Here is a 14467-nt window from a genome sequence, read left to right on the forward strand (position 1 = left end):
ATGCGTCTTGCCGCTCGAAACGGTCGTGCTGAGCGAAGACACGCTGCTGTTCGTCGTCGACAAACCCGTCGACAGCGAGCTGACCGACGTCGAGGTCGAGGTCGACAGCGTGTCGATCGCCTGGTTCGTCGCATACAGCTGCGAACCGTTGATCGCGTCCGTGCTCGTCGCACTGACCTGGCCAGCCGCCACGTTGGTGATCTGACGCTCCGCACCCGCCGCACCGACACTCACCACGCTCGCCGGGCTCGTACCCGCGAACGAGTACGTCGTGCCGCCGATCGTCGCGCTCGACGTCGGATTGGCCGCTGCCGTCGTCGAACCCGAACCCAGCGCCACATCGCCTGCGTTCGTCGCCGTGGCGCCCGAGCCGATCGCCACCGTGTTCGCACCCGTCGCGTTCGCGTTGTTACCCACCGCGACGCCGGCCGCACCGCCCGCCGTTGCACCCGTGCCTGCCGCCAGCGCGTTGATGCCCGTTGCACCGTCGTTGTTGTAATTGCTCTGCTGCGTGCCGTTGTCGTTCACGCTGTAGTAATGCGTCTTGCTGCTCGACACCGCCGAGGTAAGCTGCGACACGTTCACGGCGTCTGTCGAGGCCGTACCTGCGGCCACATTATGGAGCTGCGCGGCAGTACCACCCGGGTCCAGCGTGACGCTACCGTAATTGACGCTGCCGTCCGAATTCAGGTCGTACTTCACCGCTTCCGCATTAAGCGTGCTGACCGTTGTCGACACCGACGCAATACCGGTCGATGCCGAAGTCGACAGCGACGTCACCGTGCTGTTCGTCGTCGACAGCCCCGTCGACAACGAGCTGGCCGTCGTCGACGTCGAGGTCGACAGCGAAGCCACATTGCTGTTCGTGGTCGACAAACCGGTGGACAGCGAACTCACGCCGGTCGACAGCGAGCTGGCAGTGGTCGACGTGGACGTCGACAGCGACTTCACGGTGCTGTTTGTTGTCGACAGTCCGGTGGACAGCGACCTGGCCGTCGTCGACGTCGACGTCGACAGCGACGTCACATTGCTGTTCGTGGTCGACAAACCGGTGGATAACGAACTCACGCCGGTCGACAGCGAGCTGGCGGTGGTCGACGTCGACGTCGACAGCGACGTCACCGTGCTGTTCGTCGTCGAGAGGCCCGTCGACAACGAACTTACCGCGGTCGACAACGAGCTCACCGTAGTTGACGTGGACGTCGAAAGCTTGTTGACGGCCTGGTCGGTGGCATACAGTTGAGAGCCATTGATCGCATCGGTGCTCGACGGACTGATGCGCCCAGCCGCGACATTCGTGATCTGGCGCTCCGCCCCGGCATTGCCGACGCTCACGACGCTGGTCGGATTGGTACCGGCGAAGTTGTAAACCGTCCCCCCGATCGTCGCACTCGAAGTCGGATTGGCCGACGACGAGACGGAATTCGCGCCGAGTGCGACGTCGCCCGCGTTCAGCGCAACGGAATTGGTGCCGATAGCCACGCCATTTTGCGAACCGGCACTCGCCGCTTGTCCAAGCGCGATCGTCCCGTCCGCGCCAGCAATCGAACCGGAACCCAACGCGAGCGCTGCCGTGCCCGCAGCGGTGTTCGAAGCGCCCAGGCTCATCGCGCCATCACCGGTCGCCGTGTTGGTCGCACCGATGGCCAACGCACCCGTACCCGTCGCCGCGTTCGAGGCGCCGATCGCGACCCCGCCATTACCGCTTGCGGTTTGCTGGTAACCCAGTGCCACTGCACCAGTACCGGTCAGCACCTGCGACTGGTAACCACCGGCGATAGCGCCTTGGCCGGCTGCGGCCGCTGCAGTGTTGCTGTCACCGATAGCAAGCGTCGACGCACCCAATGCCTGCGAGTTGTAGCCGATAGCCGACGCGTCCACGCCACCTGCAGAGGCGGCTACGCCGGCCGCGAGAGAATTGGCGCCCGTCGCACCATCGTTGTTGTAGTTGCTCTGCTGCGTGCCGTTGTCGTTCACGCTGTAGTAGTGCGTGCGCGTCGACGAAACGACCGTCGACAGCGACGTCACACTGCTGTTCGTCGTCGACAGCCCCGTCGACAGCGAGCTGGTCGTGGTCGACGTCGACGTAGATAGCGTATCGATCGCCGTGTTCGTCGCGAAGAGCTGCGAACCGTTGATCGCGTCGGTGCTCGTCGCGCTGATTCGCCCTGCCGCGACGTTCGTGATTTGCCGCTCGGCACCCGACGCGCCGACACTCACCACGCTCGTCGGGCTCGTACCCGCGAAGCTGTAGGCCGTCCCCCCGATGGTCGTGTCCGACGTGGGATTGGCCGCAGCCGTCACGGAGCTCGATCCCAGCGCGACGTCGCCCGCGTTCGACGCGACCGAATTGAAGCCGAGCGCCGTTGCATTGTCTGCGGCAGCGGTCGCATTCGCACTCAGTGCCAGGCTGCCGGTTCCGGTTGCGGTCGAAGAAACGCCGATGGCCATGGCATCTTGTGCAGAGCCCGTCGAGAATGCACCCAACGCAAACGAACCGGTGCCCGTCGCAAACGCAGCCGGTCCCATGGCGAGCGCGTATTGCTGCGTGGCATGGGCGAAATTGCCGAACGCAAACGCGGAATCGGCCGTTGCAAACGTATTCGAGCCAATGGCGACCGAGTTCCCTCCAGTTGCGCCCGCTCCGGCAATCGCCTGGTCGCCGATCTGAATGGCGCCCTGTGCTGTGGTGAGCGCCCCCTGGCCGATCGAAATCGACCCGTTGTTCGGGCCGGTAGCCGTCGCCCCAAGGCCAATGGCAATGCCGCTAGGGCCGTTTGCTGTGGAATTGGCGCCCATTGCAACCGCACCGCTCCCTGTCGCAACGTTCGTATCGCCTACCGTGATTGCACCGTCACCCGTAGCCGTGTTGTTCACACCCAGTGCAATCGCGCCGGTCCCGTTCGCCGTGTTCGGATCGCCGATCGCCACTGCGCCGTTGCCGATTGCAGTCTGTTGATAACCGAGCGCGACCGCGCCCACCCCCGATACGACCTGTGATTGGTAGCCCGCCGCAATCGAGCCCTGTCCAGCCGTGGCGGATACGGTATTGCCGCTACCGAGCGCAACGGTGTCGGCTGCCGCGGCCGTCGACGAATTCCCGACGGAAGTCGCGCCTGAAGCCGATGCAGTCGAGAACGCACCCAGTGCGAAAGAGCTCGTCCCTATCGCGAATGCCGCCGACCCGAAGGCCAGCGCGTTTTGCGCTGTCGCGTGCGCGAAATTCCCAAGCGCGACGGCGGAGTCGCCGGTTGCGTAAGTGTTCGAACCGATGGCCACCGAGTTCACGCCGGTCGCCCCCGCGCCTGCATCCACCTGATTGCCGATCTGGATAGCCGCGTCGGCAGTGGTGAGTGCGCCCGGACCAATCGAAATCGATCCGAGAGACGGGCCAGATGCGGTTGCGCCTTGACCGATCGCAACTCCAGCCGTGCCCATCGCGGACGCATTGGGGCCAACGGCAACCGCGCCATTACCGGCTGCGGATGCTGCAACGCCGGCGGCCAGCGAATTAACGCCCGTCGCACCGTCGTTGTTGTAGTTGCTTTGCTGCGTGCCGTTGTCGTTCACGCTGTAGTAGTGCGTACGCGTCGACGAAACGACCGTCGACAGCGACGTCACGCTGCTGCTTGCCGACGACAACCCCGTCGAAAGCGAACCGGCCGTCGTCGACGAAGACGTCGACAGAGATGCGACCGTGCTATTGGTCGTAGACAGGCCAGTCGACAACGAACTGGCCGTGGTCGAAGTTGAAGTCGACAGCGACGTCACCGTGCTGTTGGTCGCGGACAAGCCCGTCGACAACGAACTGGCCGCCGTCGACGTCGAAGTCGACAGCGACGTCACGCTGCTGCTCGTCGTCGACAAACCGGTGGACAGCGAACTCGCCGTGGTCGAGGTCGACGTTGACAGCGTGTTGATCGCCGAGTTGGTCGCAAACATTTGCGAACCATTGACCGCATCCGTGCTCGTTGCACTGATCCGGCCTGCCGCGACATTGGTAATCTGGCGTTCGGCACCTGCCGAACCCACGCTCACCACGCTCGCCGGGCTGGTACCTGCATAGGAGTATGTCGTGCCGCCGATCGTACCGGTCGCAGTCGGATTCGCCGCAGCCGTCACCGACCCGTTACCGAGCGCAACAGAGCCTGAATTCGACGCGGTTGCACCATTGCCCAGCGCGAGGGCGTTCGTCGCCGACGCGAGCGCAGTCGTGCCATATGCGGCACTTGTCGCCCCCGACGCCGTTGCATTGTAACCCACCGCCGTTGCGTCGGTTCCGAGCGCGGATGCCCCGGTACCGATCGCCGTACCGGGGTCACCCGCTTGAGCGCCGGAACCAATCGCAACCGCACCTGCCCCGCCGCTCGTGCCGTTCGCGACGACCGTCGCGTTGGTGCCGATCGCGATGCTGTTGGTTGCCGTCCCCGGCGTCGTCGCGCCCGAACCCTCTGCAATGCTCCCTGCGCCAGCCGCGCTGGAGTTTGGACCCAATGCGAGCGAGCTGGTGCCGGAAGCGATGGCCGAAACACCAACGCCGACGGCATTGCTAGAACTGGCGACCGCGCCATAGCCGATCGCAGTACCGTTTGTTCCGGTGCCCGGAATGAATGCGCCCTCGCCTACCGCCGTGGCATGCGCGGCATTTGCGAAGGAGTTCGAGCCGATAGCCACCGATCCGGTTTGCGAAGCCAATGCACTGTCGCCCATGGCAACGCTATCGTCACCCGTTGCGCCGGAAGCAAAACCAACGGCCACACCAACCGAGCCCGAGGACGTCGCTTGCCGCCCGACAGCAACCGAACCACCACCGCTCGCGGTCGCACCGCTACCAAAGGCGCTGTCTGTCTGGCTGGACGCCAATGCCGAATGGCCGACTGCAAGGGCGTCGGCCGCACTAGCAATCGAACTCTGTCCGATAGCAATCGAACTCGTGCCGCTCGCGGCCGCGCTCGTCCCCTGCGCAAGTGAATTCCCACCTGTTGCGTTGGCGGCCACGCCCAACGCAACATCATTGACGATTGTCGTGTTTCCGCTTACCCCAGCAACGGCACCCGTTCCCAACGCGAACGAAGCCGAGCCAAACGCCGTTGCGGCCGGACCAATTGCTGAAGCCGCCCACTGTGTCGCGGTTGCAAATTGCCCGAGCGCCATTGAGGATGTACCGGATGCAAGTGATCCAGCGCCCATCGCCGTTGAGTTAACAGCGGATGCCGTCGACGATGTTCCGAGCGCATAAGCCCCCGTGTCAGAAGCCGTTGCTTGACGCCCAATAGCCACAGAAGCAGGCCCCGACGCCGAAGCGTTTGCGCCCTCCGCTACAGCATACGTACCGGAGGCATTCGCGCTTGAACCCAACGCGAGCGAACTGGCGCCGGTCGCATTCGAAACGTAACCGACCACAATCGCACCAGGTGCGCTCGCGACGGATTGCAATCCTACTGCAACGGAATTGTCGCCGGTAGCATGGTTCCCCGCTCCAATAGCTTGCGCCTGAAAGCCCGAGGCCGTCGAATACAGGCCCAACGCATATGAATTCTCTTGCGTCGCGGTCGCACCGCGTCCAAGTGCAAGTGAATTGATTCCCGTTGCAGTGGCGTATGGCCCCACGGCTACAGCACTGCCTCCGCCCGTGGCAAGCGAATTCAGGCCGATTGCCACAGCGGCCCCGCCGGCCGCTGACGCTGTCGCAGCATTACCGATCGCAACAGATGCGTAACCGAACGCATTCGCGCCGTCGCCTTGAGCAATTGATTCGTCACTCGACGCTACGGATTGCCTACCAATTGCGATAGACGCTAATCCCTTCGCCGACGCGGACGATCCAGTCGCCAAAGAACTGCTCCCGGAAGCGGTCGCGAGATAGCCTAACGCCATTGCTTGATCGACAGACGCAGTAGCGTTAACGCCGACAACCAGCGTATTCGTCGCGATTGCCCGTGCGCCTACACCTAATGCGTATGCGCCCCCAGCCGATGCAGTCGCAAACGGACCCACTGCACCACTATCACCACCAGAAGCTGTTGCGCCGGCACCGACCGCCAGATCGTTGACGTTCGACGCCACCGAGCTACCAATCGCGAGAGAACTTATTCCCGATGCAGTAGCAAAGAAACCAAAGGCCGATGAATTCTGCTGGGTAGCTCTTGAATTTTCACCTACCGCTGTAGTGTTGATGCCGCTAGCAAGCGCGTTAACGCCCATCGCCGTGGCGGCCGACCCAGATGCAACCGTATTACATCCAATAGCGATACCAAATGAGCCACTCGCCGCCGCATTTCCGCAACCAGAAAAAACTGTCGCCTGAGCAAAAGAATCGTCCGAGATAGTTGCACTGAGCAGCGCAGTGGCAGCAAGCGATATGGTAGTCAATGTGAAAAGCTCGCGAGCAGACGAGCCTTCCATGCCCCCGACCCTTCGAAGGTCAGCCAACGACATGGCGACCCCACTCTTCCCTTTACCGAGCGCACTATCAAGCTCCGACGCCGCCACAAAAGCGCCAAGCGACTTATTCCACACTGTCCGATAGATCTTATTCATATCGCATTTCTCCCACTGCAATTCTTCTATTTAGTTCGGTTACCTAATTTCTTAGGAAACGCTGTCTGCACATCACTCGGTTATGAACTACAGCTTCGGCAAGCCCCAATCCCTGATGCAACGACCGTGCAAACGCCCGCCCTCGAGAACAGCGCGAAACAACTTCTTGTGATAAACCGATTGATGGGATCGCTGCGCTGACTGCGCAGTCCCACGTGAACGAATTCCTTCGGCGATGGCGGACTGTTCTCCGAACAATCCGATTGCGATGCCAGTGTCGTATGCACTGACTGCGGCCGGGCCGGCCTCCCCGAAATGGCGCTTGAGCAGCAAATGAACGGCGGATCGAAATCGCTCTGCCGCCGAGTCGATCGCCTCGCGCGAATCCGGAGCGAGCCCATCGAATGGGCAGGCGATCACAGCCACCATCTCGCGCAAGAAGGCATCCTCACGCTTGACCGCCGCGCGGACGCGCCGGCGCGGCCTTACCTTCCGCGTCATCGAACCGTGACTCATTTGCATAACACCCCGCCATCTCTTTGCGGCCTGCGGCTCCCGGGTTCTGACTTTCGCGATTGACGCGACGGGATAACCCTACAAACCTTGACAACTTTTTTATGATCAGCAGACGCGCCTAAACGATTGCTTGCACGCCTCACCCCGAACCCGGGCCGTCAAACCCGAGCGAAACAAGCGCGGACAAGGTGTGCACAAGGGAACCTTTGTGCCAAAGTTGGTAAAAAATGTTTGAGGGTCGGAGAAATCGAGCTGTGAAGGCCATTGAGCGTGCGTGGGTAGGGGGTGACAAAAGGGTTCCCTTTTGTCCAATACAATGCAGGGGCACTTTGCAAGTCTTGACATTTCCAGCAATGGAATCGCTCGATGCACATTGGCCCGCTACGTTTCAGCCTTTAGATAACAAATAGCTAACGGGCCGCACGTCCTGAGTCATCGCAATTTTTACCGATCACACCCGCTCCCGATGCAGTATTTCGTCCGCGTCCTCCGCTTCCGATTCGCAGCGGCAACGCCGCTCGCCATCTCGCGGCGCATTGCCGCCCGGCGCAATCATTCGCTCGAATCAACGTTCGTCATGGAGCCGATCCGATGAAGATCGGCTACGCACGCGTGTCGACCGACGAGCAGAACCTGGCGCTTCAGGAGGACGCGCTGTTCCGGGCAGGATGCGAGGTGCTGTACTCCGATCAGGGGGTATCCGGCGCCGAGTTTTCACGACCAGGGCTGAATGAGGCCATGGCCACGCTGTCGAGCGGCGACACGCTGGTGGTATGGAGGCTCGATCGATTGGGACGTTCGCTCGCGAAACTCATCGACCTGATCAGTCAACTCGGCAAGCAGGACGTAGGCTTCGTCTCGCTGACGGAGTCGATCGATACGTCATCCGCGGGCGGTGTCCTGATGTTTCATATGATGGCCGCGCTTTCGGAATTCGAACGGCGGCTGATCAGTGAGCGCACGCGCGCCGGCATGCATGTGGCACGTGAACGCGGAAAGCGTCTTGGCCGCAAGCCGCTGCTGTCGCGAGCGCAATGTCGGCAGGCAGCGGCCCTGTTGAAAACGAAACCGGTATCGGACGTAGCGAGAAAGTTCAACGTTCATCCGCGAACGCTCAAGCGTGCACTGTCGGGGAAAACCCAGTCTCTGCAAACAAACGAGCGGACTTCCAAGAAGAGCTGACCGCTCGCTGTTACCCCGCATCACGTTCCTTTGACATTGGCGAACAACGCAGACCGAATTTTTATGATGCCGCATCATGTGCGCGTATCGGTGAGGAGCCGCAAACCATGTCCGAATGTACCGTGCTCAGTTTTCTTTACGAATCCGCACCGCATGCGCACACCAACCACGCGCGATATGCGAGAAAACACGGATACCGCCACGAGATTGTCGACGCCCAAAGCGGGCCGCGAGGCAAACAGGTTCACGCGCTCCACAAGTACGAACGCCTGCGGGATCTGCTGCAGCGCTCGCCCGAAGCGCATCTCGTGCTCGTTCTCACCGAAAATGCCGTGATCGTCCATCCTGTACCGCTGGATCTCATGATCGGCGACCGAGACCATCTGCTCATTGCGACGACGGCGAAAGCGCCACAGTGCAACGTACAAATCTGGCGCAACACCGAGGCTTCACGCCACCGCGTCGGCGAGATGGTCACGCAATGCCACCTTGGAGGACAACCGTTCGAAGACGAATCGGCACTGCTCGCGCATCTTCAATACGTTCCCTGGCATGCAACGGTCGACGGCACATGCGTGACGATGCATACGGGACCGAACATCGATCCGCGCTGGACGGTCGTTCCAACCTTTGCAATCAGCATTGAGGAGAACGCACATTCTCCCGTTGAGATGGGTATCGTGCCGCGCTTCCGGGGCGCCTTGTTCTCACATCTGGATGCCTGCGCGGACAGTGGACAGTCGTACTTCGCATTTGACTGGTCGGCGGGAATACCAAGCGAAAAACGCAGCACCTTCAACCCAGGTCGGTCCGTCGCGTTCGTGACGCTCTACACGCCGGAAATCGCAAGCTACGCGCAGATTGCGGAACGGAACTTTCGCGAGTACTGCGAACGCCATGGCCATACCCTGTATGTACACCGCGAAAATCCGCCGGAGATCGGGTTGTCTGGAACGGGCAACTGGCTGAAGCCGTGGCTGCTGCATGCATATCTCGCGCACCACGAATGGGTCGTCTGGCTCGACGCCGACGTGCTGATCGGAAATCATGACATGCGCATCGAACCGCTACTCGATGGCGGCGACAGGCTCCTCGCGCGCGACATCGGACAATGGCCGTTCAACTCGGGGGTCATGGGCTTTCGGCGCACTCAATCGAATCTCGTGATGCTCGCTGACCTGATGGGCACGATCAACGCATTGCCGGACCGAACCGGCGTCTATTCCGGCAACGGCGACCAGTACTATTTCATCGCGGCGATGAAATCGCACGGGCTGCTCGACACGTCCAACATACAGAGTCCGCTGACAATCAACACGCCGTGGTTCTTCAGCCGGACCGATAGTTTCATCGTCCACTACTTCGGCATGTGGACCCAGATGCGCGCGCTGATGATGGATTGCGACGAGCGTGACAGACTGGCCCGCATCCGCTGATCGGATCCGCTATTTCGACACGCATCCCAAATCGCGATGCTCGCTCGGCAACGGGCTCACGAATTTCGCTTGCAACGCGAGGTACACCGCCGCGCCGCGCCCCTCCTCACTCTCGATATTGAGTTCGGCACCCATAAGCCGGGCACGCTCTCTCATGCCGAGCACGCCATACGAGCCACTGCGGCCCACGGCGGACGGATCGAATCCGCATCCATTGTCGATAATGGCCAACTCCAGCCCCGCGCCAAGACCGACGAGTCGCAATTCAACTTGCGTTGCGCGAGCGTGACGCGCGACGTTGGTCAACGCCTCCTGGGCGATACGGAATACCGCAGTCGCGTGAGCATCCGACAAATGTGGTGCCGTGCCGCTCATACCGAAACCGCAAGGCACATTCCCGTGCCGCGAAAACTCGGCGGCCAACCACTCGAGCGCCGATGCGAGCCCGAAATTGAGCGCGGCGGGCCGCAAATGGCTGGCGATGTCACGCCCGATCTGCAGCGTCTTGTCGACCAGCCCCCGCATCTGATCGATCGCCGACAACTCGACGCTCTCCGGGTCCACACGATCCTTCAGCAGCGAAAGATCGATCTTCAGTGCGGTAAGGATCTGCCCGAGCTCGTCATGAATCGTCATCGCGAGCTGCTTTCTCTCTTCTTCGCGTATTGATTCCATGTGTGCCGACAGTCTGCGCAACTGCTCCTCGGAAGCCAGAAGATCGCGCTCTGCCCGCTTTCGCTCGGTAATCTCCTGTTTCAGCGCGGCATGATTTCGGCGCAAGCTTTCGTGCGCCCGCCTTCGGGCGGTCACGTCGGCCAACATCCCCTCCATGCATTCAGACTCGCCGCGCTCGTTGGCGACGATACACGCGTTCAACTCGACCCATATCGGCTCGCCATCCGGCTTCCACAGTTCCATCTCGAGCCCGACTATTCCACCCGATTCATAAGCCGTGGAAAACAGATACCGCGTTTGCCATGGCGTGAATGCAGGTCGCAGCCCCGCGCCAGAATCGCCATTGATGAACTCGTCGGCGGATCGATAGCCCAGCAGCCGAACCATGGCAGGGTTAACATCGCTCAGCCGCCCATTGCGATCGATAAGAAACATGCCCTCGATCGCATTTTCAAAAATTCGCCGATACTTGCTTTCGCTTTCCCCCAGCCGAACAGTCGACAGACGCAAACTCTGCGCCATCATGTTGATTCGGGTCGCGAGCTCACCAAGCTCGTCGGCCGACGTAAGGGTGCAACTGACGTCGAGATTACCGCTCGATATCGCGTCGATTGTCGCCTTGATCTCGCCGACCGGGCGATGCACCATGCGCGTCAATAGGACATACACCAACGCGTAAAGTCCGATCAGGATCAACGTCATTGCGACCACGATGGTGGCCTGCGCATGCCTGATCTCCTGCTTCATGCTAGCTGTCGACAGGACAACCCGTATTTCGCCAAGTCTTTCGCTCGGTGTCGCGCCGGACGCGTTGTGAAAAATCGTCTTGACTCGAACGATCTCGTCGCCCGGATCAACGGCCGCAATCGGCCTGACCGACGTCACGACCCCGATTTCGGTTCCTGTCACCGTCAACTCGGCCACCTCGGGATTAGACGCCAACGCTGCCAACAACGCCTCGATCGCGTGTTTGTCGACGTTCCACAGCGGCTGCTCCAACGCAATACTGAGCACATCCGCGACACGCGTGGCCTTGCTCTGCAGCATCTCGGTATGAATTTCGTGCTCGTGTTCGGTGAGAACGTATCCCGCCACCCCGCCGACGGCAATCACCAGTGCGAAAAACGCCAGCATTAATTTGCATTGCAGATTGCTCGGACAGAACCTGCGAATGAACCGTTCAGGACGTAACATCGGAAGGCTTGCCCATGTTGTTCAGGAGCCGCTTGACGCTGAAGTCATAGTCGGCTTTCGCCCGGCGGTGGAAACGTGAAATGGTGCTGAAGTCCGGATCGCCTCGGCCGCCGAAGAGCATCTCGTAATACGCAGCCGCGTTGCCGCGATGGACGAGTGTCAAGAAGTCCAGCTTGAGCCGCGCCGTGCCGTGAGCCGCAAAGTCAAGACCATGGTGATAATCGTGGATCAACACCATCGCGAAGGCCCCGATGAAATAGTCGCCGGCCATCATGGCCGTCAACTCGCCGTGCGCCACACTCTGCAATGCTTCAGGCAAGGCCCCCATTCCCCCCACAGTCGCAGCCGAACCGACCGCGTCACATGCCTTCTTGGCGCCGAGCGTCATGGCATCGTTCGCCGCCCAAATCAGATTCGTCGCCGGATATCGCTTAAGCAGAATGCGCGTCTTTTCATAGCTGTCGCCGAAGGTCCAGTCACTGAAAACCAGCTGGTTCAGTCGCGCGGCCGGGGTGCTCATGATCCATTCCTGAACACCATGCGCCCGCTCCACCGAAACCGGAGTAATCGGATCCCCCGTGACACCGATTACCCTCGGAACGTTGTTCGTCTGACGTTCGGCCAGATAAGCCATGAGACGGTAACCCGCGCTGGAAGCATCAGCCGTCACCGTGCCGATCCAGTTCGCGATACGTTCGCGCTCGTTCCCGAGCTCCTTCCGCTGCGCGTCGGTCAAGTCGTTGTGGATGACGACGATCCTCGACCCCGATGCACTCAGTATCGTCAGCATTTGGGGCGCCATCTGCTTCTCGTTCACGATGACGATGTAGTCCGGCGCGGCATGGCTACGCGCGAGTGCCTCGGCCTGGCGCAGCATCAGCAAGTGGTCTCGCTCCGCGTACCGAACCTCGAGATTCAGGGACAACGTTTTCGCCGCCGCCGCCATGAAGCGGCTGACAAGCTGCCACTGCTTTCCGCTGGCTCGTTCAGTCGATTCGCCAGGGTTAAGAAACACGATGCGCGGTACATCTGTAGCCGAAAAGCTCGGCCTCATCTTCAGGGCCAGTGCAGTAGCACCTCCCGCGAGCAGCACACGCCTTCTTGTCAAGAAATTTTCACGCCCCATTGAGCCCACTGCGAAGGAATGGATGGTTCCGGCCTGCACGTCGAGCCCTAGCACGGAGCTCATCTCGCATCTGGCGGCAAAGGTAAACGTTAACCGTTAAAGAAACGTTTTACAATTCTAGATGTATCCAACACACATGATTTTCCCGGCACAGCAGCGCGTCGCCACCGTCGCCCCCCCACGGATCGGGCCGTCGCAAACGGAGCGCTCGTGCAGTGTTCCTGCACTTTTTTCAAGTACCTATGTTGATTCATACGTTGATAGCTGACGACCACGCGATCGTCCGCGGTGGCATCAAACAGATTCTTGCGACGACGACGGATATCGTCGTCGTCGCAGAGGCCCGGGACGGTGAAGAGTTGCTCGATCGGTTGAAGGCACATCAGGTCGACGTCCTGCTGCTGGACATGACCATGCCGGGAGTTTCAGGCATCGAACTCGTCAGGACGATCCGAATCGGATATGCGGAATTGCCGATCCTCGTCCTGAGCGTCCACAACGATCCCCAAACTGTCACCCATGCGCTGCGGGCCGGCGCGTCGGGATATGTCACGAAATACAGTGACCCGCACGTGCTGATCGATGCAGTTCGGAAACTGGCCGACGGCGGACGCTTCATCGACCCGCAACTGGTCGAAACGATTGTCTTTGATGCACCGCCCTCGACGCCGGTGGCCGATGAACTGCTGTCTGCACGCGAACGGCAGGTCTTGCAACGCTTCGCGGCAGGCAGCACCGTGAACGAAATCGCCGCGGAGTTTTCCTTGAGTGCAAAAACCGTCAGCACCCATAAAATTCGCCTGATGCAAAAGCTTGGAATTCGCACGAATGCTGAATTGATCCGCTATGCGATCAAACACAACATTTGCTCGAGCTGATAACTTTCAGCTCGCCAGACACCAAACGATTTACAGTGGCATTTTTTAATGCCCAGGCTATCAATCAACCCTTCGGAAGCGGCCCAGGCCTATCATGACCATAATCCGCTTCTGCTTCCCTTGCCCCGTCCTCTCCGCGAACCCTGATATGGCGCATCAGCGTGGTGCGGTGGACGTTAAATCGTTTCGCCACCTGGGATGGCGAATATTTCTCCAGTAACTGCCCCGCCTCGATTCTCTGTGCATCACTCAGAATCTTCGGTCGCCCAATATGACTACCTCGGTCGCGGGCTGCGGCCATTCCCGCTCGTGTTCGCTCGCTGATCAATCCGCGCTCGAACTCCGCGAGCGCCGCCAGCATGTGGAACGTAAAACGTCCGCTGGACGAGCGTGTATCGATATACTCGGTAAGCGACACGACGCGAATCTTTCGCTTGTCCAGCTGGCCCATGATGTTGGCGAGGTGCCCCAGCGATCGCCCAAGGCGGTCGAGCTTCCAGACCACCAGCGTGTCTCCCTCGGTCAACTGCTCCAACGCGCCAGTCAAGCCAGGTCGATCGAACCTGGCACCAGATATGCCCTTATCAAAATGAGTAACATCGCAACCGAATCCATTCAGCGCCTTCATCTGCATATCGAGATGTTGCTCGTCTGTCGATACTCGTGCATATCCGATTTTCTTACCCCCCCCCTCCATCTCGCCACTCCCCAAACCAAGAATCAATTACGCTTTCTAAATCAAGTGACGATGTATTTATTCATATTGTCCCGCCTTGCCTTGAGTCCTCAGTCATCGGCCCGCTGACACCTCAAGGCTATCCCAACCGCTTGCGATGATATTGTCAATTATTGCAAAATACGAAGCAAATTTTCGACATTGCCGCTGATCCGATAGTCAATTCAACCCGCACCTACCGGCA

Annotated in this window: 7 protein-coding genes and 2 pseudogenes; 3 read left to right on the forward strand and 6 right to left on the reverse strand. The window is 60.4% G+C overall.

The features are described 5' to 3' along the window. The 3 genes and pseudogenes from U4012_RS34460 to U4012_RS34480 all read right to left on the reverse strand — a co-directional run. Positions 1 to 4263, reverse strand: a pseudogene (locus tag U4012_RS34460) (beta strand repeat-containing protein); the annotation flags it as partial. Between the two features lie 18 nt (positions 4264 to 4281). Beyond that, a pseudogene (locus U4012_RS36050) lies at positions 4282 to 6540 on the reverse strand (ESPR-type extended signal peptide-containing protein); the annotation flags it as partial. An 87-nt stretch (positions 6541 to 6627) separates the two neighbouring features. Beyond that, entirely contained in the window at positions 6628 to 7041 is a 414-nt protein-coding gene (locus U4012_RS34480; RefSeq protein ID WP_321804248.1) for a hypothetical protein, read from the reverse strand. Positions 7042 to 7647: 606 nt separating this feature from the next. On the opposite strand from U4012_RS34480, the gene U4012_RS34485 reads away from it, so the two are divergent. Continuing rightward, positions 7648 to 8238 (forward strand): recombinase family protein, encoded by a 591-nt coding sequence (locus tag U4012_RS34485; protein WP_321804250.1) that lies wholly within the window; start codon positions 7648 to 7650, stop codon positions 8236 to 8238. 107 nt (positions 8239 to 8345) lie between these two features. Then, complete coding sequence (locus U4012_RS34490; RefSeq protein WP_321804251.1) at positions 8346 to 9674, forward strand: galactosyl transferase GMA12/MNN10 domain protein; 1329 nt, start codon at positions 8346 to 8348, stop codon at positions 9672 to 9674. A gap of 9 nt (positions 9675 to 9683) precedes the next feature. On the opposite strand, the gene U4012_RS34495 is transcribed toward U4012_RS34490, so the two are convergent. Then, complete coding sequence (locus U4012_RS34495) at positions 9684 to 11483, reverse strand: PAS domain S-box protein (RefSeq protein ID WP_321804253.1); 1800 nt, start codon at positions 11481 to 11483, stop codon at positions 9684 to 9686. A 46-nt stretch (positions 11484 to 11529) separates the two neighbouring features. Then, the gene (locus tag U4012_RS34500; protein ID WP_321804255.1) at positions 11530 to 12732 is read right to left on the reverse strand and encodes an ABC transporter substrate-binding protein; all 1203 of its coding nucleotides are present in this window, start codon (positions 12730 to 12732) and stop codon (positions 11530 to 11532) included. Between the two features lie 182 nt (positions 12733 to 12914). Here U4012_RS34500 and U4012_RS34505 point away from each other — a divergent pair, with 182 nt between their 5' ends. Beyond that, the gene (locus U4012_RS34505) at positions 12915 to 13547 is read left to right on the forward strand and encodes a response regulator transcription factor (protein ID WP_321804302.1); all 633 of its coding nucleotides are present in this window, start codon (positions 12915 to 12917) and stop codon (positions 13545 to 13547) included. Between the two features lie 64 nt (positions 13548 to 13611). On the opposite strand, the gene U4012_RS34510 is transcribed toward U4012_RS34505, so the two are convergent. Next, positions 13612 to 14244, reverse strand: a complete 633-nt coding sequence (locus U4012_RS34510) for a recombinase family protein (protein ID WP_321804304.1) — start codon at positions 14242 to 14244, stop codon at positions 13612 to 13614. Between the last annotated feature and the right edge of the window lie 223 nt (positions 14245 to 14467).

Source organism: Burkholderia sp. BCC1988 (assembly GCF_905339895.1).
Taxonomy (GTDB): domain Bacteria; phylum Pseudomonadota; class Gammaproteobacteria; order Burkholderiales; family Burkholderiaceae; genus Burkholderia.

What these genes read in the sequence shown, in the direction of transcription:
- U4012_RS34480 (WP_321804248.1), bottom strand. Translation starts at nt 7,041, where the DNA reads ATGACGCGGAAGGTAAGGCCGCGCCGGCGCGTCCGCGCGGCGGTCAAG.
- U4012_RS34485 (WP_321804250.1), top strand. Translation starts at nt 7,648, where the DNA reads ATGAAGATCGGCTACGCACGCGTGTCGACCGACGAGCAGAACCTGGCG.
- U4012_RS34490 (WP_321804251.1), top strand. Translation starts at nt 8,346, where the DNA reads ATGTCCGAATGTACCGTGCTCAGTTTTCTTTACGAATCCGCACCGCAT.
- U4012_RS34495 (WP_321804253.1), bottom strand. Translation starts at nt 11,483, where the DNA reads ATGCTGGCGTTTTTCGCACTGGTGATTGCCGTCGGCGGGGTGGCGGGA.
- U4012_RS34500 (WP_321804255.1), bottom strand. Translation starts at nt 12,732, where the DNA reads ATGAGCTCCGTGCTAGGGCTCGACGTGCAGGCCGGAACCATCCATTCC.
- U4012_RS34510 (WP_321804304.1), bottom strand. Translation starts at nt 14,244, where the DNA reads ATGGAGGGGGGGGGTAAGAAAATCGGATATGCACGAGTATCGACAGAC.